General features: G+C 32.5%; 21 protein-coding genes and 11 tRNA genes. 30 read left to right on the top strand and 2 right to left on the bottom strand.

Features of this window, described 5'->3' with window-relative positions; translation table 11 throughout:
• Window positions 1-30: 30 nt before the first annotated feature.
• From ligA to gatB, 4 genes are all read left to right on the top strand, one after another.
• On the top strand, window positions 31-2,037 hold the full coding sequence (ligA, locus tag BUA82_RS10265) for an NAD-dependent DNA ligase LigA (RefSeq protein WP_073007428.1): 2,007 nt from the start codon (window positions 31-33) through the stop codon (window positions 2,035-2,037).
• Between the two features lie 319 nt (window positions 2,038-2,356).
• Window positions 2,357-2,665 (top strand): Asp-tRNA(Asn)/Glu-tRNA(Gln) amidotransferase subunit GatC, encoded by a 309-nt coding sequence (locus BUA82_RS10255; RefSeq protein WP_073007422.1) that lies wholly within the window; start codon window positions 2,357-2,359, stop codon window positions 2,663-2,665.
• Window positions 2,652-4,082, top strand: a complete 1,431-nt coding sequence (gatA, locus tag BUA82_RS10250; protein WP_073007419.1) for an Asp-tRNA(Asn)/Glu-tRNA(Gln) amidotransferase subunit GatA — start codon at window positions 2,652-2,654, stop codon at window positions 4,080-4,082. The genes BUA82_RS10255 and gatA overlap by 14 nt, the downstream gene beginning before the upstream one ends.
• A complete protein-coding gene (gatB, locus tag BUA82_RS10245) occupies window positions 4,072-5,508 on the top strand; it encodes an Asp-tRNA(Asn)/Glu-tRNA(Gln) amidotransferase subunit GatB (protein WP_073007416.1) in 1,437 nt (478 codons plus the stop codon). Before gatA ends, gatB begins: the two co-directional genes overlap by 11 nt.
• A 180-nt stretch (window positions 5,509-5,688) precedes the next feature.
• Here the strand turns inward: gatB and BUA82_RS10240 are convergent, their stop codons facing one another.
• Window positions 5,689-5,922: a hypothetical protein gene (locus BUA82_RS10240; RefSeq protein ID WP_083599889.1), complete on the bottom strand. Its 234-nt coding sequence runs from the start codon at window positions 5,920-5,922 to the stop codon at window positions 5,689-5,691.
• A gap of 145 nt (window positions 5,923-6,067) precedes the next feature.
• On the opposite strand from BUA82_RS10240, the gene BUA82_RS10235 reads away from it, so the two are divergent.
• On the top strand, window positions 6,068-6,550 hold the full coding sequence (locus tag BUA82_RS10235) for a hypothetical protein (protein ID WP_073007409.1): 483 nt from the start codon (window positions 6,068-6,070) through the stop codon (window positions 6,548-6,550).
• Window positions 6,551-6,622: 72 nt separating this feature from the next.
• Window positions 6,623-8,293 carry an ABC transporter substrate-binding protein gene (locus BUA82_RS10230; protein ID WP_073007405.1) on the top strand — a complete coding sequence of 557 codons (1,671 nt, stop codon included), beginning with the start codon at window positions 6,623-6,625 and terminating at the stop codon, window positions 8,291-8,293.
• A 23-nt stretch (window positions 8,294-8,316) separates the two neighbouring features.
• On the opposite strand, the gene BUA82_RS10225 is transcribed toward BUA82_RS10230, so the two are convergent.
• Window positions 8,317-9,711: a hypothetical protein gene (locus tag BUA82_RS10225; protein ID WP_073007401.1), complete on the bottom strand. Its 1,395-nt coding sequence runs from the start codon at window positions 9,709-9,711 to the stop codon at window positions 8,317-8,319.
• A 91-nt stretch (window positions 9,712-9,802) separates the two neighbouring features.
• Between BUA82_RS10225 and BUA82_RS10220 the strand changes: the two genes are divergently transcribed.
• The 24 genes from BUA82_RS10220 (at window position 9,803) to BUA82_RS10115 (ending at window position 20,245) form a co-directional block, all read left to right on the top strand.
• Window positions 9,803-10,777, top strand: a complete 975-nt coding sequence (locus BUA82_RS10220) for an AIR synthase family protein (RefSeq protein WP_073007398.1) — start codon at window positions 9,803-9,805, stop codon at window positions 10,775-10,777.
• Window positions 10,778-10,808: 31 nt separating this feature from the next.
• Window positions 10,809-11,558 (top strand): ribonuclease PH, encoded by a 750-nt coding sequence (gene rph / locus BUA82_RS10215; RefSeq protein WP_073007394.1) that lies wholly within the window; start codon window positions 10,809-10,811, stop codon window positions 11,556-11,558.
• A gap of 1 nt (window position 11,559) precedes the next feature.
• Window positions 11,560-12,168, top strand: coding sequence for an XTP/dITP diphosphatase (locus BUA82_RS10210; RefSeq protein WP_073007391.1), 609 nt, complete (start codon window positions 11,560-11,562; stop codon window positions 12,166-12,168).
• Window positions 12,169-12,196: 28 nt separating this feature from the next.
• Window positions 12,197-12,670: a metallophosphoesterase gene (locus BUA82_RS10205; RefSeq protein WP_073007387.1), complete on the top strand. Its 474-nt coding sequence runs from the start codon at window positions 12,197-12,199 to the stop codon at window positions 12,668-12,670.
• A gap of 118 nt (window positions 12,671-12,788) precedes the next feature.
• Window positions 12,789-12,864: transfer RNA gene (locus tag BUA82_RS10200), tRNA-Pro, on the top strand.
• Between the two features lie 5 nt (window positions 12,865-12,869).
• Window positions 12,870-12,943 (top strand) — tRNA-Gly (locus BUA82_RS10195).
• A 3-nt stretch (window positions 12,944-12,946) separates the two neighbouring features.
• Window positions 12,947-13,023: transfer RNA gene (locus BUA82_RS10190), tRNA-Arg, on the top strand.
• 7 nt (window positions 13,024-13,030) lie between these two features.
• A tRNA-Lys gene (locus tag BUA82_RS10185) sits at window positions 13,031-13,106 on the top strand.
• 4 nt (window positions 13,107-13,110) lie between these two features.
• Window positions 13,111-13,186, top strand: a tRNA-His gene (locus BUA82_RS10180).
• 3 nt (window positions 13,187-13,189) lie between these two features.
• Window positions 13,190-13,264 (top strand) — tRNA-Gln (locus tag BUA82_RS10175).
• Window positions 13,265-13,266: 2 nt separating this feature from the next.
• A tRNA-Lys gene (locus BUA82_RS10170) sits at window positions 13,267-13,342 on the top strand.
• 37 nt (window positions 13,343-13,379) lie between these two features.
• Window positions 13,380-13,463: transfer RNA gene (locus BUA82_RS10165), tRNA-Leu, on the top strand.
• A 5-nt stretch (window positions 13,464-13,468) separates the two neighbouring features.
• Window positions 13,469-13,543: transfer RNA gene (locus BUA82_RS10160), tRNA-Gly, on the top strand.
• Between the two features lie 20 nt (window positions 13,544-13,563).
• Window positions 13,564-13,637 (top strand) — tRNA-Gly (locus BUA82_RS10155).
• A 77-nt stretch (window positions 13,638-13,714) separates the two neighbouring features.
• Window positions 13,715-13,791 (top strand) — tRNA-Arg (locus BUA82_RS10150).
• Between the two features lie 143 nt (window positions 13,792-13,934).
• On the top strand, window positions 13,935-14,480 hold the full coding sequence (locus BUA82_RS10145; protein ID WP_073007382.1) for a GNAT family N-acetyltransferase: 546 nt from the start codon (window positions 13,935-13,937) through the stop codon (window positions 14,478-14,480).
• A 271-nt stretch (window positions 14,481-14,751) separates the two neighbouring features.
• Window positions 14,752-15,021, top strand: coding sequence for a hypothetical protein (locus tag BUA82_RS10140; RefSeq protein ID WP_073007377.1), 270 nt, complete (start codon window positions 14,752-14,754; stop codon window positions 15,019-15,021).
• A gap of 62 nt (window positions 15,022-15,083) precedes the next feature.
• The gene (locus tag BUA82_RS10135; protein ID WP_073007374.1) at window positions 15,084-16,016 is read left to right on the top strand and encodes a DUF2935 domain-containing protein; all 933 of its coding nucleotides are present in this window, start codon (window positions 15,084-15,086) and stop codon (window positions 16,014-16,016) included.
• A 106-nt stretch (window positions 16,017-16,122) separates the two neighbouring features.
• Entirely contained in the window at window positions 16,123-16,284 is a 162-nt protein-coding gene (locus tag BUA82_RS20685) for a hypothetical protein (protein WP_178140721.1), read from the top strand.
• A 235-nt stretch (window positions 16,285-16,519) separates the two neighbouring features.
• On the top strand, window positions 16,520-17,116 hold the full coding sequence (locus BUA82_RS10130) for a DUF3862 domain-containing protein (protein ID WP_143148612.1): 597 nt from the start codon (window positions 16,520-16,522) through the stop codon (window positions 17,114-17,116).
• Window positions 17,117-17,286: 170 nt separating this feature from the next.
• The gene (locus BUA82_RS10125) at window positions 17,287-18,102 is read left to right on the top strand and encodes an alpha/beta fold hydrolase (RefSeq protein ID WP_073007367.1); all 816 of its coding nucleotides are present in this window, start codon (window positions 17,287-17,289) and stop codon (window positions 18,100-18,102) included.
• 134 nt (window positions 18,103-18,236) lie between these two features.
• A complete protein-coding gene (locus BUA82_RS20680) occupies window positions 18,237-18,392 on the top strand; it encodes a hypothetical protein (RefSeq protein WP_178140720.1) in 156 nt (51 codons plus the stop codon).
• A complete protein-coding gene (locus tag BUA82_RS20990) occupies window positions 18,385-19,254 on the top strand; it encodes an N-acetylmuramoyl-L-alanine amidase (protein ID WP_073007364.1) in 870 nt (289 codons plus the stop codon). The genes BUA82_RS20680 and BUA82_RS20990 overlap by 8 nt, the downstream gene beginning before the upstream one ends.
• A gap of 163 nt (window positions 19,255-19,417) precedes the next feature.
• Complete coding sequence (locus BUA82_RS10115; RefSeq protein ID WP_073007360.1) at window positions 19,418-20,245, top strand: hypothetical protein; 828 nt, start codon at window positions 19,418-19,420, stop codon at window positions 20,243-20,245.

The following is a 20,245-nucleotide window of genomic DNA, read 5'->3' as shown; positions in this document are numbered from 1 at the left end:
TGAATTAGCTATTTGAAAAGAGGTGTTATCATGGAGGATAAAAATAAAAAAATAGAAGAATTAGTGGAGCAGCTAAATAGGTATGCTAAGGAATATTATGTGCTAGCCAATCCTTCCGTTACAGATAAGGATTACGACAAACTTTATGATGAGCTTTCAAACTTAGAAAAAGAAACAGGATATATATTGCCCTATTCTCCCACCCAAAGGGTTGGAGATACAATACTACCCGAATTTTCAAAGTATACTCACAAAGCAAGGCTGTGGAGCCTAGATAAAGCTCAGAGTTTTCAGGAACTTAAGGAATGGCATGAAAGAAATGTGAAGTTTGTAAATGCCCATAATGGCAGTAATTCTGAAAAACTCCCACCCCTTAAATATGTTTTAACAAAAAAATTTGATGGATTAACCATTAATCTTACTTATGATGAAAACGGAATACTCATTAAAGCAGCTACCAGGGGTACTGGAACAGTGGGAGAAGATGTTACCCTTCAAGCAAAAACTATAAATACCATTCCCCTTAAGATAGACAATTATCATGTTATGGAAATTCATGGTGAAGCTATAATGACTAAAGAGGCCTTTGAAAGTTATAATGCAGATGCTTTAATTCCATTAAAAAATCTTAGAAATGGTGCTGCAGGTGCTCTTAGAAATTTAAACATAAGAGAAACCGCCAGAAGAAACCTTTCTGCATTTTTTTATGATATTGGCTATGATGAAGGAGAAGGCTTTAAAAGCTATGAAGATATGATGAACTTCATAAAAGATAAAGGCTTTCCTGTGGATGATTATATTAAGCTATGCACAACTTTAGAAGAAATAGAAGAAGAAATTAAATACATAGAAGCCATAAGATTTGATTTAAATTATGATATTGATGGAGTAGTAATCGCCATAGATGATATAAGAACCAGGGAGCTTTTAGGAAACACAGTAAAGTTTCCAAGATGGGCTATAGCATATAAATTTGAAGCTCAAGAAGCCACTACGAAGCTATTAGAGGTAGAATGGAACGTAGGTAGAAGCGGAAGAGTAAGCCCTACAGCTTTATTAGAGCCTGTAGAGCTAGCTGGGGCTACGGTGAAAAGGGCTACCTTAAACAACATGGAGGACATTAACAGAAAAAATGTAAGGATTGGTGCAGATGTATTTGTAAGGAGATCTAATGATGTTATTCCAGAAATAATGGGAGTAATAGAAGAATCCTTAGAAAACAGCATAGAAATCTTACCACCAGATAGGTGTCCTGCTTGTGGGGGGCATATTATACTGCAAGGCGCACATTATTTTTGTGAAAACACTCTGTCTTGTAAGCCGCAACTGGTGAAAACCATAGTGCACTTTGCCAGCAGGCCAGCTATGAACATAGAGGGCTTTAGTGAAAAAACCGCAGAGCAACTCTTTGAAAAACTAGATATTAAGTCTGTATCAGATTTATATAGATTAAAGAAAGAAGAACTTCTTACCTTAGATAAATTTGGAGAAAAAAAGGCACAGAATTTGTTAAATGCCATTGAAAAGAGTAAACAATGTGAACTGGATAAGTTTATTTATGCCCTAGGAATACCTAACGTAGGTGAAAAAACCGCCAGTGACCTGGTAAAAGAATTTAAAACTCTTGAGGCTATTAAAAGTGCAGAGTTTGAAAGACTTATAACTATACCTGACATAGGGGATATAGTAGCTAGAAGCATAGTGGAATTTTTCAAAGAGGAAAGAGTTTTGAAAATTATAGAAGAACTTTTAGCATTAGGGGTTACACCTCACTACAAGGAAGTTAAAACTGTAGAAAACCCTTTTAAGGATAAAACTGTGGTGGTAACGGGGGCACTTAAAAACTATAGCAGAACAGAAATAAAAGAAAAACTTGAAGGCCTAGGTGCCAAGGTATCTGGAAGTGTAAGCAAAAAAACTCACTATGTAATAGTAGGAGAAGATCCAGGTTCTAAATATGACAAAGCAAAAGAGCTTAATATAAATATTTTAAATGAAGAAGAGTTTGATAAACTCCTTGGAGGGAGTGGTAAGTAATGAAGTTATTACTAAATATATTCGGGTGGATAACTGTAATATACACCATATTTGCGGTTATATTTACCTTACTTACTACTTATTTGTTCATATATATACCCTTTTTTACAAACTATTTTTCTATACAAATAGGTTTATTAATGACCATGCTTTTCCTAGGTATGAGATTTGCCTTTTATGAAAGAGGAAGAAAGAGGACTATTTATGTATCCTTATGCTTATTTTTCATTATGGGTTGTATATTTTTTATATTTTCTTCAGTACATTAAGAGAGAGCGTTGCTCTCTCTTTTTAAAAATAACAAAGGGGGAGAGTATAGATGAGCATTACTCACATTGAAATAACAAAATTATTGGAATTAAGTAAATTACAAATGAAGGATGAGGAAATAGTTAAATTAGAAAAAGAAATATCAGATATAGAGAAATTCCTTGAGGTGCTTAAGGAATTTAATATGGAAGAAACAAAACATTTTACTAGTATCAAGAGTTTTGAAAGCTTAAGAGAGGATAAGGCGCTAAGAAATCTAGAAGCAGAAGCTATAGCCTTAGCTCCTGAAGGGGATAATGATTTTGTAGAAGTTCCAGGAATATTAAAAACTCAGGAGAAAAACCATGAACATATTTAAATATAGTGCTATAGAATTAAATAAAAGCTTTGTAAAGGGATTAATTTCTGCAGAGGATATAGTAATAGCACATATAAATAAAATAATTAATGAGGATAAGTATGGTGCTTTTCTATATATAGCAAAAGAAGAAGCTATACAAGCTGCAAAGGCATTAGATAAAAAGAGAAAAAATGGTGAAAAACTTGGAAGGCTGGCAGGGGTACCTATAGCTGTAAAGGATAATATTTCTGTTAAAGGCATGCCTATGACCTGTGCTTCTCATATACTAGAAAACTATATAGCACCTTACGATGCTACTGTTATAGAAAAGATTAAAGAAGAAGATGGCATTATAATAGGTAAAACCAATATGGATGAGTTTGCCATGGGTTCCTCAGGAATGAATAGTGCTTTTAAGACTATAAAAAACCCTCTAGATATAGCTAAATCTCCTGGAGGCTCTTCAGGCGGTTCTGCAGTGGCAGTAGCTGCCAATATGGTGCCTTTAAGCCTAGGTTCTGATACCGGAGGCTCTGTTAGACAGCCTGCCTCCTTTTGTGGTGTTATAGGCTTTAAACCTGGGTATGGGAAAATATCTAGGTATGGTTTAACTGCCTTTTCATCAACCTTAGATACTATAGGAATCTTTGCGAGAAGTTTAAGTGATATTAAATTGTTTTATCAGTGTCTTGCTGCAGAAGATGATAAAGATCAAACCTCATGGAAAAGTACTAAGGCTAATAATTATTTAGAATTTAATAAAGATAATAAAAAACTTATTTATATTAAAGAAATGTTAGAGTATTGCAGCATAGATATGAAAGAAAATTTTATTAAGTACAAGAAAGCTTTATCAAAAAAAGGAATGGATATTGAAGAAATATCCTTGCCTGAAATTAAATACTCCCTGCCTGCATATTATGTTATATCTTCCGCAGAGGCCTCCTCTAATTTAGCTAGGTTTGATGGGGTAAAGTACGGTATGAGCCTTCGTGAGGTAAAGGACATAGATAGTATATATAAACTCACTAGAAGTAAAGGCTTTGGTGATGAGGTGAAAAGGAGAATAATAATAGGTAATTATGTACTATCTAAGGAAGGTAAAGAGGGTTATTATGAAAAAGCTTTAGCTGTTAAGAACCATATTAAAAGTGCTTTTAAAGAAATTTTACAGTACAATACTGCTCTTATATCCCCTTGTACTACAGACATTGCTTTTAATATCCATGATCCTAAGAAGGTTACGGACTTTTACGGTATGGATCAGCTTACGGTGCCAGCTAATCTGGCAGGCTTACCTGCTATTTCTATCCCAATAGGTTACATAAAGGATATGCCTATAGGGGTTCAAATAATTACATCCCAGGAAGAAATCCTCCTTGAATTTGCACAGGCTATAGAAGAAAGTAAAGGAGTGACTAATTATGAAAGATGATTATAAAGTAGTTATAGGACTGGAAGTTCATGTGGAACTAAATACTGAAAGCAAAGCATTTTGCAGCTGTTCTACAAACTTTGGGGCAAAGCCTAATATGAATACTTGTCCTATATGTCTGGCTCTTCCAGGAACCCTGCCATCTCTTAATAAAAAGGTAATAGAGCACGCCATTAAATCCGGTTTAGCATTAAATTGTACTATAAATCCCTTCTTTACCATGGATAGAAAAAATTATTTTTATCCTGATAACCCTAAAAATTATCAGATAACTCAAAAGAATTATCCTATATGTGAAAAAGGATATATTGATATTGAAGACTATAAGGGAAATATTAAAACCATTAATATAGAAAGAATACACGTAGAAGAAGATGCAGGAAAACTTATTCATATTCAAGACAAGACCTTAGTGGATTTTAATAGAGCAGGAGTGCCTCTTATTGAAATAGTTACATATCCAGATTTATGCAGCGCAGAGGAAGCAGTGTTATTTGTTAAGACATTAAAAGCAATACTCACAACCTGTGGTGTATCTGACTGCAGGATGGAAGAGGGTTCCTTAAGGGTAGACGGCAACATATCTATTAAAAATAAAAGACTTAATATACAAGGAAATAGAGTGGAACTTAAAAATATAAATTCCTTTAAATCCTTAGAAAAGGCGTTAAACTATGAAATTGACAGGCAAATACAATTGATGAATATGGATAAGGATATAAAGCTAGAAACTAGAAGATGGGATAATGATAAGGGAATAACTATTGCTATGAGGGATAAAGAAGAAGGAGAAGATTATAGATACTTTCCAGAAGGAGACCTTACAGCATATAAAATAGAGGAAAGCTATATTTATAAAATATCACAAAGTATCCCAGAGCTTCCTAGGAGTAAGTATAAAAGGTTTATTAGTGACTATGAATTAAGCTCTTATGAGGCTGATATTTTATCTCAAGATATAAATATATCTAACTTTTTTGAAAAGGCTGCCCTTAGAAGTGGAGAACCTAAAGAAGCTGCAAATTTGATATTAGGTGAAGTGTTTAGGATATTAAAGGAGAGGCAAAAAGAAATCCAAAGCTTTAATATAACAGGATATGATTTGGGAGAACTCATATTGATTTTAAAAGAAGGAGTTATATCTAGCAGTACTGCAAAGGTGCTTATGGAAAAAATGTTTTTAACGGGAAAAAGTGCTAAAGATATAATAGAAGAAGAAAACCTTAGTCAAAATAACGATAAGGATGCCATAGGTGAAATAGTACAGAAGGTGTTTAATTCTTATCCTAAAGCTGTGGAAGAATATAACTATGGAAAGAGAAAGGTTATAACCTTTCTTATAGGCATGGTTATGAAAGAATCTAAAGGCAGAGCCAATCCAGAGTTAGTTAAAGATATAATACTTAAAAAACTTAATGAAGTATAAAAACAAAGCTGTTATACTAGCAGCTTTGTTTTTATCCGATAGCTAATCACCCCTAATACCCTCACTTCTTTAAGTGGGTTTATAAGGGGTGCTAAGCTCCTGGATAAGTTCTTCTAAGCTTCAGCTGAAGTAGGTATTTCTTTTAAGTAATTCCATCTGAAACTAAGAATCACTTGATGCTTATAATTCCTCATCTTCCAAGTTAGGGGTTAAAGTTTCCTCATCTTTATTTTCTGCAGGAGCACTTTCTTTTCTACAGGTAAGCATATAAATATTTTGAGTGAGCTTTTCTAAAAGATAATTTTGGTATCTTAATTGACTGTAGGCTTGATTGGCTAATATAAAACCCCAAATTCCTACAAACATAAGGGTTACCATAAACAATAAACCTATTATTTCTAAAACCAAAACCATAATATTTATACCTCCAAAAACATATATTACAAGAATAATATTAATTATACCATAACTTGGGTGTATAAATAATATAAATAACTCTAGTTATACATTTTTTTATAACCTTCATATACTATATTAGAGTAATATCTAGGAGAGTAATATGCATCTTTATAGCAGATTAATTTATAGGATTAAAAGAAAACACATGGAAAAAGCCATAATGAAATTTAATAAAATAAACATTGATACGGTGTTTAATATAATTGAAAAGAACTGTTGGGAATATGGCATTCAATATCATCTTATGATAAAGACCCCCTTTGTGTTAGAAATAATATTAATAGGGAGGAAACAAACTAAATATTTAAGATTCCATAAAACCTACATGGTTTTTAAAGAAGATTATATTAGGTTTGAAAGTGTGGTAAAAGATGCTGATTATAGCAAGGCTTACTATATAACTAACGGAGTTTTTGAAGGAAACATAGAAAAACTAAATCATCAGGATTTATTGTGGAGAACTACCAGAGTAAAGCTTATAAGTAATGTGGATTTTTTAATTCATCAGCAATGGCTGAAACAACCTTATAATTCAGTGTTTAAATTTAAAAAGCTAGATTTTTACAGATATCTTCCTGATTAAATTATAAGTGATTACTTTATGGCATTATTGGAAATAATTCTTAATACATTACTCTTTAAGGAGAAAGAATATATGACTAAGAAAATTTCCATTATGCTAAGTATGTTATTCTTTTTAAATTTACTTACTGCATGTGTTTATAAAAATGAAAATATAAGATCATCACCAATAGAAAATAATATAAGATATGGAGTATATAATCTTCCTTCAGATTTTTCATATAACAAAAATGATATATATGATAACAAGGATATTTTTAACGGTTTATTTGAAGGCTTAGTTGAGCTGGACAAAACAGGAAAAGTTGTACCAGCATTATGTGAAAGCTATGACATAACAGATAATGGCATAGAGTATAGATTTAAACTTAGAGAAAGCTTATATTGGAGCGATGGCAGTGAAATTACTTCAGAAGACTTTATGGAGCTTTTTAAGGAGCTATTAAGCCCTAGCTCTCCCAAGGAATTTGCTTCAGAGCTAAAATCTATATATGGAGCATCAAATTATAAAAAGGGTGAAGGTACCTTTAATGACGTGGCAATAAAGGCAGCAGATCCACATGTGCTTGTAATAAGATTAAATAATAAAGATAACAATTTTATTAAAGCTTTATGCAAAAGTGAATATTATTTAAGAAAGGATTTTAATAATTTAAGGAATTTAAAAGAAAATTATAAATCTATCCTTTATAGCGGTGCATTTAAAGTAGAAAACTATAATGGAGATACCCTTTACCTTAAAAGAAATCCTAAGTATAGAAGTTTAGAAAATGCATCAAAGAATGATATTATTATGGAAAAAAAGAGCAGTTCAGAAAGTGCTTTGGCAGATTTTAATTTAAGTAAATGTCATATATTTAAAAATCCCCCCTTAAGTCAGCTTCAGCAGCTAGAGAGTAGCGGATATATAAATAAGAGTTTTAATGGCACTACCATAGGTTTATATTTTAATAATAAAGATAACAAATTAGATTTGAACTTTAGAAAAGCATTAGAAGCAGCTTTTTATGCTGCCATAATTAAAGAAGATACCAAAAGCTTACAATGGACACAATATTCCTATGGAGATACTTTTTATAATAAAAATACTAATGATGATAATATAAGAGTTTCTTCCAATGGCATAAAGGATGATAATAAACTCAAAGAAAGATTTACATCAGAATCAGAAAGAGCTGAAAGCCTATTAAATAATTCTAGTTTTAAAGATACGAAGTATTTAAATGTTGTGGTTGAAAATAATGAAAAAAATAAAGCTATAGCTGCTTTTGTGTCCAAAGCATTAAAAGATATACTTTCTATAAAATGCAATGTTACTTATGTGGAAAAGGATCAAGTCAATAACTCTATAAAAGAGAATAATTTTAGTGTGTTTATAACCGGCATCACTACAAAAAGCAATGAAGATTTTATATACACCTGGTATTCTAAATCCGATAAAAATATATTTAAATTCTTAGATATTAAGTATGATACCTTAATAAACAAATATGCTTTAGAAAAAAATGAAATAATTAAAAAGAGTTATTTAGTGGAAGCACAAAAACATATAGAAGATAATAAAATATTTATGCCTTTATTCTTTGATTTTGATGTTTTATGCAAAGGAGAAAATGTGGAAAATATTACCTTTGACGGAGAAGGAAATATAATATTAAAAGAAATGTTTAAAGGAGATAATACTCCTAATAAGAGCATAGAGGAAATAGAAATTCATGATAAAGATATTGTACCCATAGGATAAGGGCTGTTATAACAGCCCTTATATTATTTAGTAATATTATAATTTTTATAAACAGAATTTTTAAGTATAAATATTATGATGAATAATAAATTCATATTTTTAGAGCTATCAAAAGAAGTTTTGCTGGGGGTAAATATGTCTTTTTTAACATTGTATTCTAAGGACTTTAAAAAAATTGGAGCATATTCATTACTTTCAGGAGAGTCTAGGGTAGATAACCTAAAGTTTTGTTCATCCATAAGATCCTCGGAGTCCAGGGTAAAGCCTAAATATCGCTCTGGATTATCTAAAGATGGACTTTCAGGCCAATTAGTAATTAGCTTTGAATTAACAATTTGATGTTTATATACTTCTACTAATAGACTTCCCAATTCCTCTTCGTATTCTTCTTCCATAAGAGCACTCACCATAAACATAATTAAATCCTCAGAGGAGTACTTAATTTCTTTCTTAGTAGTATTTTTCATCAATATTCCTTTTTCCTTATCATATAGTGAAAACATATAATTTTTAATATCATCTTTCATATCTTTAAGATATTCTATATCACATATGTTATAGGATAGATTTAAGTTAATAATAAACAAACTTGAATGATCTATTTTTTCTTTAATATTAGAATTTTCATGGTAATAATGTACTAATAAATCTGTGATATCCATGATAAAATATTTTATTTCTTCATCTTTGCTGTAGGAGTAAGCGATGTTTAATGCAAAGCAAATCCTATTAATCTCTTCAAAAGAAAGATCATATATAGCATCTCTATAATGAATTAGCATCCTTAATATATCCTTTGAAAAACTTCTATAAGCTTCACTGTCCTTTGTTCCATCAATATATGAATATCTTAAAAAGGCAGCCATCATGAAAGCTTGATCTGAAAATTTGTATTTATTTTCTTTATCTTCAAATCTTAAATCATCAGATATATCTTCTGAAACATTCTTTTTGGTAATAAATACACCTTCTGGGTTTCTAAGGTAGGAAGTATAAAAATCTAGTTGATGCTTAGCCATACTTTTGTACAAAATTGATAAAGTGTACAAACTATTATCCTTGTCTTTAAACTGCTGATAATAATCTATAAGTTCCATGATTGAAAGGGTCATAAAGGCACAGCTAGTAGGCAAAATTTCCTTCTTAAAGGTACTGTTATCCCAGTAGGCATAATCTTTCTCTTTTATTAGTTTAGGATTAGCTTTTCTATAGATACATAAAAGTGGAGAAAAATCTTTTATTATGTTAATATCATTGTTAGGAATTATTTTTTTGAAATTTTTTGGCATTTGAGTTATGCCACAACGGGACTTTAATACTATATGCTTTAGTGATTCTTTTGCGAAAAAAAATAACTGATTTTCTAAGTTTTCTAAAGTAAGAGAATTCATTCTTAAAAAGGGACCTATATATTTCAAAATTTTCACCTCATTAAATAATCCTTATATAAATAATATGAATAAATTAGATAAATTAGTGCAACTTTTAGTAAATAAAGGAGATTTTTTTATGAAGTCAGGGAAACTGAATTGGGATGACTTAAAATATATTATTGATAATCACAAAGGTGCCATTAGAGAAGAGGTTAAAGTGAGAAATGGCATTGGAGAAGATTGTGCTGTGATAGACTTTGGAGAGGATAATTGCGTTATTTCTACAGATCCTATTACAGGGGCTGAAGGAAACATAGGAAGACTAGCTGTTAATATTAATTGCAATGATATGGCTTCTACAGGGGCTGAACCCTTAGGCATAATGGTTACTATATTAGCACCTGAAGATACTGAAATTAATGAAATTAAATCTATTATGAAGGAAATTCATGAAGAGTCAGAAAAACTTAATTTAGAGATTATAGGAGGCCATACCGAGGTTACCTCTGCGGTAAATAGAATGGTGGTTTCTTGTACCGTCATAGGAAAAACTTCAAAAGGTAAACATATATCCACCTCTGGAGCTAAGGTTGGAGATGATATAATAATTACCAAAAGCCTAGCTTTAGAAGGAACTTTTATATTAGTTAATGAACATAAGGAAGAGTTAAAACATATTCTTACTAAAGAAGAGATGGAAGAGGCTCTAAAATATATAGAAGAAATTAGCGTGTTAGAAGAAGGTACTATAGCAGCAAAGTTGCAAGTGAATTCTATGCACGATATCACCGAAGGAGGATTATTAGGAGCCGCTTGGGAGGTGGCTACAGCATCTTCAAAAGGATTTTTAATATATGGGGATTTGTTGCCCATAAGCGAGGTAACTAATAAAGTATGCACATATTTTAGCATAGATCCTTTAAAATTAATATCCTCAGGTAGCATGTTTATTACAACAGAAAATGGAGAAAAACTTATTGAAGAATTAAAAATAAAAGGAATTAATGCTAAGATAATTGGGAAAATTACAGAAACCGAAGGCTATCTTATATACAATGGTAAAAAGACTTTGGTTAATCCACCGGAAAGGGATGAATTATTTAAAGTTTAATAATAAATAATTAGTAATGGAGGTAATGATTGTGAGATTTGACGGGAGAAAAGTTGATGCTTTAAGACCTGTAAAGATAACTAGGAATTATACAAAATACGCAGAGGGCTCTGTGCTTATTGAAATGGGTGAAACAAAGGTTATATGTAACGCTAGTATAGAGGAAAAGGTACCGCCATTTTTAAAAGGCACTGGAGAAGGGTGGATTACTGCAGAATATAATATGCTTCCTAGATCTACAGCTAGCAGAAAGCCAAGAGATATAGCAAAGTTAAAGATAGATGGAAGAACTATGGAAATACAGAGGCTTATAGGTAGAGCCCTTAGGTCTGTGGTTGACCTTAAGGTTATTGGCGAGAGGACTATATGGATTGATTGTGATGTTATACAAGCAGATGGGGGTACTAGGACAGCCTCTATAACAGGAGCTTTTGTTGCTTTGGTGGATGCGGTAAATAAAATTCATAAGCGTCAGCCTTTTAATGTATATCCTATAAGAAACTTTGTAGCTGCTGTAAGCGTAGGTATAGTAGATGGAGTTAAATTATTGGATTTGTGTTATGAAGAGGATTCTAAGGCAAAGGTAGATATGAATATAGTGATGACGGATACTTTAGAGTTTGTTGAAATTCAGGGAACAGGGGAAGAAAACCCATTTTCCAGAAGTGAATTAAATGAATTGCTTCAATTAGGAGAAAAAGGTGCTAAGAGCTTAGTTCAAGCACAGAAGGATGCATTAAAAATGGATTGTCTTTGGATTGGAACAGGAGAGAGTGAATAATATGAAAAAGTTAGTAGTAGCTAGTAATAACGCACACAAGATAGGTGAAATAAGAGAGATATTAAAAGAGGATAATATACAGGTGTTTTCATTAAAGGATCTAGGTATAGATATAGATGTAGTAGAAGATGGGGATACCTTTATGGAAAATGCTTATAAAAAAGCTAAAGAGATATACGATTATATAGTGGAAAATAAACTGGGGGATTATATGGTTATGTCTGACGATTCAGGACTATCCGTAGACATTTTAAAGGGTGAACCAGGGGTATATTCTGCAAGATATGCAGGTGATCACGGTAATTCAGAGAAAAATAATCAAAAGCTTTTAGATAATCTTAAGGGAGTGGCATATGAAGATAGAAAGGCTAGATTCATATGTGCCATGGTATTAATTGATGGTGAAAATAAAATCATAAAAGTACAAGGAGAAGCAGAGGGATATATTATAGACAATGCTACAGGAGTTGGTGGTTTTGGATATGACCCTATATTTTACGTGCCTGAATTTAAAAAGACTTTTGCTGAAATGAGCTCTGAGGATAAAAACGCCATTAGCCATAGAGGAAAAGCTCTAAATAAACTTAAGAAGGAATTAAATTCACTATAATTAGATAGCTATAATCAGGAGGAAAAAAGTGTTAATAGCAATAGTTAGCGATACACATCACGATAAAGAATCATTAAATAAAATTTTGAAATGTACAGAAAAAGCAGAAGTACTTATTCATTTAGGGGATAATGTGGAGGATGCTGAATATATTAAAAAGCATTTTAAAGGTGAGACCTATTATGTAAGGGGAAATTGTGATCCTTATAATTCAGCGCCTTCTGAAAGTATGTTGGAGTTTAATGGTAAGAAGATATTTGCAGCTCATGGGGATAGGTATGGGGTTAAAATGGGACCGCTGATGCTAAAATTTAGAGCAGAGGAATTAGGGGCTCATATAGCCTTATATGGACATACTCATATGCCTCATATAGAAGAGGTGGAGGGCATATGGATAATCAATCCAGGCAGCCCAGCATTGCCTAGATTGAGTAAGAAAAGCATAGCGTTTATGGAAATAGAGGAGAATAAAAACATATACCCATATATTTACACATTATAGTTGATATTGGAAGTTATTAAAGAAGTTAAATAAATTATAAAAAAACTATTGACGTATTAAAGTATATCGTGTAGAATAATCATTGTCGCCGAGAGATGAATAAGCTCTCAGACAAGTTCGGGGTGTGGCGCAGATGGGAGCGCGCGTGCTTTGGGAGCATGAGGTCGCAGGTTCAATCCCTGTCACCCCGACCACATAAGCGGGTGTAACTCAATGGTAGAGTTCCAGCCTTCCAAGCTGGCTACGTGGGTTCGATTCCCATCACCCGCTCCATAAGCGTCTTTAGCTCAGTTGGATAGAGCAACGGCCTTCTAAGCCGTGGGCCAGGGGTTCGAATCCCTTAAGACGCACCACTTATAGGTTCCGTTAGCTCAGTTGGTAGAGCACCTGACTCTTAATCAGGGTGCCCAGGGTTCGAGTCCCTGACGGAGCACCACATGGTGAACGTAGTTCAGTTGGTAGAGCGCCAGTTTGTGGCACTGGTTGTCGTGGGTTCGAGTCCCATCGTTCACCCCATATTGGGATGTCGCCAAGCGGTAAGGCAACGGACTTTGACTCCGTCATGCGTAGGTTCAAATCCTGCCATCCCAGCCAATGGTTCACTAGCTCAGTCGGTAGAGCACATGACTTTTAATCATGGTGTCCGGGGTTCGATTCCCCGGTGAGCCACCATTTATACAAAAGATAAACCAAACAAAAGAAAAACTATGCAGGTGTGGCGGAATTGGCAGACGCACTAGACTTAGGATCTAGCGCCTACGGCGTGGGGGTTCGACTCCCTTCACCTGCACCAAGTTTGCGGAAGTGACTCAACGGTAGAGTGTCACCTTGCCAAGGTGAAAGTTGCGGGTTCGAATCCCGTCTTCCGCTCCATTTTATTTAAAACATAACCTGCGGGTGTAACTCAATGGTAGAGTTCCAGCCTTCCAAGCTGGCTACGTGGGTTCGATTCCCATCACCCGCTCCATACAAAAGACAACTAATTTAGTTGTCTTTTGTTTTATCCTATAGCCTAGCGCTCCTGGATAAGTGATCCTGTAACCTGCACCCATAGCTCAGCTGGATAGAGTTGCGGACTTCGAATCCGAAGGTCGGGGGTTCGACTCCCTCTGGGTGCACCACGAAAGTTAGGACAAAATAGATGTAATCAAACATCTGCTTTGTCCTAACTTTTTATGTTATACTAAAACAAAGATTGTTTATATATTCGAATATTCGCAATAAAGCGATGAGGCTAACGAAGCCTATAATAGGATGGTGAAAAATGGATTTAAGAGTTGAATGCGTCACAGGAAGAAGTAAAGAGAAAGAAAAAATAAAGGAAATTTATACATCCTCTTTTCTTAAAGAAGATCGTATACCTTTTTGGTTGATGCTTATAATGGCAAAGATGAAGAACACTGAATTTATATCTTTTCATGATAAGGATACCCTATGTGGCTTTGCTTATATGGCTACAGTTCAAGACCTGACGTTTGTAATGTTCTTGGCAGTTAATGAAAACATTCGTTCGAAGGGATATGGCAGTCGTATTTTAGACAAAATTCAATCAATACATCCCTATAGTAAAATTATAATATCTATTGAAAGATGCGATAAAGATGCAAAAGACATTAAGCAAAGATTAAGACGTAAGAAATTTTATGTTAATAACGGATATATAGAGACTGGATACTTAGTAGAAATTTCAAAGAAAAAACAGGAAATCCTAATAAAAAACGGAGAATTTGATGAAAATGAGTTTTCCTTGTTCTTTAAAAAATATAGTAATGGTACCATGAAGCCTAAACTATGGAGGATCGGTTCTTAACTGGAAATACTACAATAGTTTACCAATTAGGTATGGCTTATATGAGAAGCAAATCATTAAGCTATAGTATAGTTCTCCATACTCTTTATAACTTAATATAGTATTGTGATTAGTAACTATTTCTACATTAGAAGAAATCCTGTGAAAATATAGAATTAATTACATTGCAATTGGACTTTGGGAGGGAAAAGAAGCAGAATATGAAGAACATTATCTTGATTCTGCTTTGGATGAAGCTTACAGAAATTATAGGGGACTACCAGTAAGTAAAATGATAGCTTTAAACTGCATGGTATATTCATATGAAATAGTAGATATTAATATTGAAGGTCATATTAAAGCTTACTTAAGATCTAAAAATGAAGTTGAAGTTATGAATATTAAGGATGAGGTGAATAATAGCATTAAATCTATATTATCTAATTATGAAAAAGACATACGTGAATTTAAGATAAAGCCATATAAACAAAGCCTTATACGAAGCATATTTAGCACAGTTTTTTATACAAGGCTTTTTATTTTAACAGCGAAAAAAGTATAATCAGTAGCAAGTGAAAGAGATAGGACATACTATATATAGTAATTAATTTCAAGGAGTCTAAAGTGCTTTCAAACAAAGATTTTGTAACACAATCGTTGGAACTAAACTTGTTCTTTATGAGAATAGCTAAAGAGCACTCGATATTTTTAGAAGCAGGTTTTACTACCAGAGACTATCCATTTATAGAGCAAGCAGAAATGCTTAAGAATATTTTTAGCAGCTTGCTGGTAGAAACTATACAAATGTCTGAGGGGCTAATAAGCCAAGAAACATTAAGTTCAGGAGAATTAGTAACGGAGTTAACATTAGATGCCGAAAGAGAAACAGAATTTTATACCAATATTAAGATTGATAGGAACATAACAAAGATGGAAGCAGCGCTAGCTATAAAACCTCCTAGCCAGATTAATATGGGTACCGTAAGGATGGTAGAAAATTTAAATAATAGAGCCATAAGAGCTGCGGAACAAATAGCTATGTTTAAAAGCAATGTGCTTAAAAATGTATTATCATGCAGAATGTTTACAACCAATTACCCGTTACTCATAGATCATATTTTAAGAGAAGCTAAATTTTATTTAAGAATGCTTAGAAAGCTTCAGAGTAGAGAAGAATTTGATATAGCTAGAGAAGTTGCTTTCCAAGAAAGCTTCTGGAACAGAATTATGGCTGAACATGCAAAGTTTATCCGAGGGTTATTGGATCCAACTGAAGTTAAACTATTTGATACTGCAAATAATTTTGGAGCAAAGTTTGATGAGCTTACAGAAGAGGCTAGAAAATTATCCCAAGATATCGGGTTATTACCATCAGTAACAGATAGTAGCCTTAAGAATACTGTTGGTATTAGAGATTTTAAAAAGCAGGGCACTGAAGGGATTATACAATGCAATATTAAATCCATTGCTTTTCCGCTCCTTGGAGATCACGTAGTTAGAGAAGCAAACCATTATATAAGAATGCTAAAGAGATTTAAACAATATAATATGGAATAATATATTTAATATACAAAAACTTTTCCAAATTACAAGCGATATTAAAGCTTAGTTACCCCATTAAATATTAAAAGACTTACGTATGAATATATGGAGGGATTTTAATATGAGAGTTAATAAAGTGATAGAAGTGGATAAATACTATTATCAAAGAGGAAGAGTTGAACCCACAATAAAAAAGGAAAAGGCTTATGATAAAGATAGATCGTTTTCAGAAATCTTAAAGAAAAAAATATGTGAAAATAGGATTTCAAAAGCACTTGATTAGATTCAAGTGCTTTTACATTAGCTCTCAAAATATAGTTAAAAAACCGTAAGTTTAAACCTACATAAATCCCTACTAATCATCATATAAAAATTAAATATAAGAGGTATTATAATTATTTATATATTTATCAGATTTATATATGTAATATTATGTATTGTTTTATCGAAACTCTTGAAATAATTAACAAATGGTTTACAATTATAACTGTAAGCATACATACAGAGGAGGTAATATTATGAAAAAACCAATATATAAAAAGTGGTGGTTATGGGCTATTATTGTTATTATAGGAATTGTTGCCTTAAGTACAAATGGTGGTAAGAAAGACGAGAAAGATTTAGCAGCTAATTCTACTAAAAAAGAAAGCACTAAAAAGGAAGAAAAAAAAGAAGATACCAAAATTACCTATGAGAACTTCTTAAATATAAAAATGGGTGATTCGCTTGAAAACGTAAATAAACTTCTTGGTGAGGGTAAAGAAGAAACCTCATCAGAAATTGGCGGAACAAAAACAGCAATGTATGCATGGAAAGGTAAAGGTTTATCTACCATGAATGTTACAATACAAAATAAAGTCGTAACAAACAAAACCCAGCTTGGTTTAAAAGAAGGTAATGCAGACGTAAATATGGATAAATATAACCAAGTTAAAGAAGGTATGTCATATGACCAAGTGAAAGCTATTTTAGGAGAAGGAGAACTTATATCTCATAGTAAAATAGGAAAGATTGAATCCATAATGTATTCATGGACCAATAAAGGTGGTTCAAACATGAATGCTACTTTCACAGGTGGAAAGTTATCTCTTAAATCCCAATTCAATTTAAAATAAAAATAGCTCTGGATGCAATCCAGGGCTTTCTTGTTTATATATAAGTATTGTACCTCTAATTATATTTCTTATAACTAAATAATAAGGAATGTACAAATAGTTTAGATTGCTAATTATTTAGATGTAAAAGGAATAAACTTATATATAGATATTTTTAATGGAGGCGCTACATGGGATATTATATAAAGGTAGAATCAAATGTTAAAGTTTATGTGGAGGATATTAACCCCCAAGGAAAGAATACTATATTGTTTTTGCATGGTTGGCCTGGAAGTCATAAGCTCTTTGAGTATCAGTTTGATCAGCTTCCAAGGAGAGGGATTAGATGCATAGGATTAGACACTAGAGGATTTGGAAAATCAGATAAGCCTTGGGAAGGTTACGATTACGATACATTGTCAGATGATGTTAGGTGTGTAGTTGAGGCATTTAATTTACAGGACTTCACCATTGCTGGCCATTCCACCGGGGGAGCTATTGCAATTCGCTACATGGCAAGGCATCATGGGTATGGAGTATCTAAGCTGGCGCTTTTTGCAGCTGCAGCCCCTAGCCTCATTAAACGCGATAATTTCCCATATGGTTTAGAAAAAGATGCTGTAAATGACATTATTAGAGGGACATATAGTGATCGTCCCAAAATGCTACGCAATTTCGGAGATACATTTTTCTTTCAGAGTATAAGCGAGCCATTCTCAGATTGGTTTTTTCAATTAGGACTACAGGCAGCAGGTTGGTCTACTGCAGCCATTGCAAATACATGGTTAGGTGAAGAAAGACTGTTTTCTGACTTAGAAAAAATAAATGTTCCAACATTAATTCTTCATGGAATTCATGACAAAATTGTTTTATTCCCACTAGCTCAAGTGCAAAATCAATGCATTAAAAATTCAAAGCTTGTACAATTTATATATAGCGGTCATGGATTGTTTTATGATGAACGAGATAAATTCAATAAAGAATTGATAAATTTTATTGAGAAATAAAGTTTTTGCAAATTAAAATTTCTTAATGTAAATAGTGAGATGCAGTAAATTCTTAAAATACCGTATTATTCAGAATTGGATTTTATGGTGTTTTTATTTATTACTGAAAATAGTTATTTAATGCATATATATTAATGGGAGGTAAAATTAATATATATGCATTAAATATTGCACTAGAAGTGACTAGAAATAATATTATAAAAGGAAGAGGTATTGAAAGAAAATATCTTGATACTACTAAAGATAAGAATAAAGTAAACCAATATAAGGAGGTTGACCACTATGGTTAAAATTTGTGTTGATGCCGGGCATGGTGGAAATGATTCAGGAGCTGTAGGCAGTGGTAGACTAGAAAAGGATTATACCCTTGCTTTTGCTTTAGGAGTAGGGGCTAATTTACAAGCTTATAATGGGGTAGAAGTTATATATACAAGAACCAGCGATGTTGATGTATCACTAGAGGAAAGAGCAAATATAAGCAATAACAATAACTGTGATTATTTCCTAGCTATTCATATAAACAGTGGAGGGGGAACAGGCTTAGAGACCTACTATTATTACAATAGTGAAAAGGGAAAGTCTTTTGCTTCTGCCATTCAAAATTCTCTTGTAACTAATGGATTGGCTACTAGTGATAGAGGCATAAAGTCCGCAGGATTTTATGTGCTAAAATATACTGTGGCTATAGCGTCTCTTGTAGAGCTAGGGTTTATAGACAATGCTTCAGATATGGAGTTCTTAGATAAGCATAAGGATAGTATAATAAAACAGATTACCCTGGCTGTGGTAGATCATTTAGGAATAGGCAATGGTGGGATAGTAACACCTGAGCCTCCACCAGTAGTAGAAGTTACCATAAGTGAGCTTCAAGAGGAGATAAACAAGCAGGGCTTTGGAAATCTAGTAGTAGACAATATTGCCGGACCTAAAACCTTGGCAGCAGCTCCCACAGTAAGACAAGGTGCTAAAGGAAATATAACTAAATGGATTCAGAAAAAGCTCATATCCTTAGGCTATTCATTAAATTATGGAGCGGACGGAATTTTTGGACAAGAAACTAAACAAGCTGTAATGCAATTTCAAAAGGATAATAATTTAATAGCAGACGGCATAGTAGGTAAAAATACTTGGAGAAAACTGCTAGGCTTATAAGATTAGGGTAGCTAATAGCTACCCTTTATTATTTTAACAACTTTTATTGTAAATAGAGGAATTTAAGAAAATATATAGAAAATATAATATGGTAGATTATGAGTAACTTTATAATCTATTATTAAAACTTGTTAAGATTATAACGATAATATGGAGGGACATAATGAAGTTTAATAAAAAGCTTGTTACTTGTGGGCTTATATTATTTATACTAACTTGGACAGGGAATATAATCTATTACAAAAATCAAATTCTAAAAGAACCTTTGTTTATGAAACATTATTATGACATTGATAATAGTAGGGGGGAGTTTAGGTTATCTTATATTGATAATATAAATTCAAAGGATAGGGTTATATCTATAATGTTTCCTGAAATAGGACGGCAATTCTATTGTAGTGAATTATCTCAAAATACCGACAGAAGATATTATGCATTAAAAACTATAAAAATTGATTTTCCGAATGAAAATATGAATGTCCTTCCAAAGGAATTTCAAAATAAGCTTATTACAAAAGCAGAGGTTATGCTATCTAATGGAAAAAATATTAATGTGGATTTAGGAAAAATATATATCCATAGCGATGAAACTAAAGAGAACCATTTAAAAACATTTGGTACTACAGGCAGCAGTGATTACACAGGAAGTCAATTATTTAATGCTGATAGAGATATTAAGGTTATAGGAATAAAGGGTAAAATTTATGAAGAGATAAAAGATGTACTTCGAGTAAGTATTGAAGGAAAGAATCTTTCTGATATTACTTTTCCTATTAATCTAAAAAAAGGAGAACCCTTTGATATAAGTTATGCATTTAAATTTAATAAAAATGATATAAGAAAAAACAATGCTTATTTATTTACCTTGGATATTTTAACGGAAGATTTCCAGGGCAATAAAGGGGTAACTACTTGCTATTTAGGATATAATAGTTACTCTCCTCATAATTATGATATTAAAACATTGAAGAATTCAAAAGGAGGGGAGTAA

Source organism: Clostridium amylolyticum, from assembly GCF_900142075.1.
GTDB classification, from domain to species: domain Bacteria; phylum Bacillota; class Clostridia; order Clostridiales; family Clostridiaceae; genus Clostridium_AA; species Clostridium_AA amylolyticum.
This window is presented reverse-complemented; position numbering and strand designations above follow the sequence as displayed.

Bases quoted from the DNA above. Each gene is read 5' to 3' on its own strand.
- BUA82_RS10125 (WP_073007367.1), top strand. From the start codon at position 17,287: ATGGGATATTATATAAAGGTAGAATCAAATGTTAAAGTTTATGTGGAG.
- BUA82_RS10255 (WP_073007422.1), top strand. From the start codon at position 2,357: ATGAGCATTACTCACATTGAAATAACAAAATTATTGGAATTAAGTAAA.
- BUA82_RS10235 (WP_073007409.1), top strand. From the start codon at position 6,068: ATGCATCTTTATAGCAGATTAATTTATAGGATTAAAAGAAAACACATG.
- BUA82_RS20685 (WP_178140721.1), top strand. From the start codon at position 16,123: ATGAGAGTTAATAAAGTGATAGAAGTGGATAAATACTATTATCAAAGA.
- BUA82_RS10140 (WP_073007377.1), top strand. From the start codon at position 14,752: ATGATAGCTTTAAACTGCATGGTATATTCATATGAAATAGTAGATATT.
- BUA82_RS10115 (WP_073007360.1), top strand. From the start codon at position 19,418: ATGAAGTTTAATAAAAAGCTTGTTACTTGTGGGCTTATATTATTTATA.
- BUA82_RS10145 (WP_073007382.1), top strand. From the start codon at position 13,935: ATGGATTTAAGAGTTGAATGCGTCACAGGAAGAAGTAAAGAGAAAGAA.
- BUA82_RS10240 (WP_083599889.1), bottom strand. From the start codon at position 5,922: ATGGTTTTGGTTTTAGAAATAATAGGTTTATTGTTTATGGTAACCCTT.
- BUA82_RS10230 (WP_073007405.1), top strand. From the start codon at position 6,623: ATGACTAAGAAAATTTCCATTATGCTAAGTATGTTATTCTTTTTAAAT.
- gatA (WP_073007419.1), top strand. From the start codon at position 2,652: ATGAACATATTTAAATATAGTGCTATAGAATTAAATAAAAGCTTTGTA.
- ligA (WP_073007428.1), top strand. From the start codon at position 31: ATGGAGGATAAAAATAAAAAAATAGAAGAATTAGTGGAGCAGCTAAAT.
- BUA82_RS20680 (WP_178140720.1), top strand. From the start codon at position 18,237: ATGGGAGGTAAAATTAATATATATGCATTAAATATTGCACTAGAAGTG.
- BUA82_RS10130 (WP_143148612.1), top strand. From the start codon at position 16,520: ATGAAAAAACCAATATATAAAAAGTGGTGGTTATGGGCTATTATTGTT.
- BUA82_RS10210 (WP_073007391.1), top strand. From the start codon at position 11,560: ATGAAAAAGTTAGTAGTAGCTAGTAATAACGCACACAAGATAGGTGAA.
- BUA82_RS10220 (WP_073007398.1), top strand. From the start codon at position 9,803: ATGAAGTCAGGGAAACTGAATTGGGATGACTTAAAATATATTATTGAT.
- BUA82_RS20990 (WP_073007364.1), top strand. From the start codon at position 18,385: ATGGTTAAAATTTGTGTTGATGCCGGGCATGGTGGAAATGATTCAGGA.
- gatB (WP_073007416.1), top strand. From the start codon at position 4,072: ATGAAAGATGATTATAAAGTAGTTATAGGACTGGAAGTTCATGTGGAA.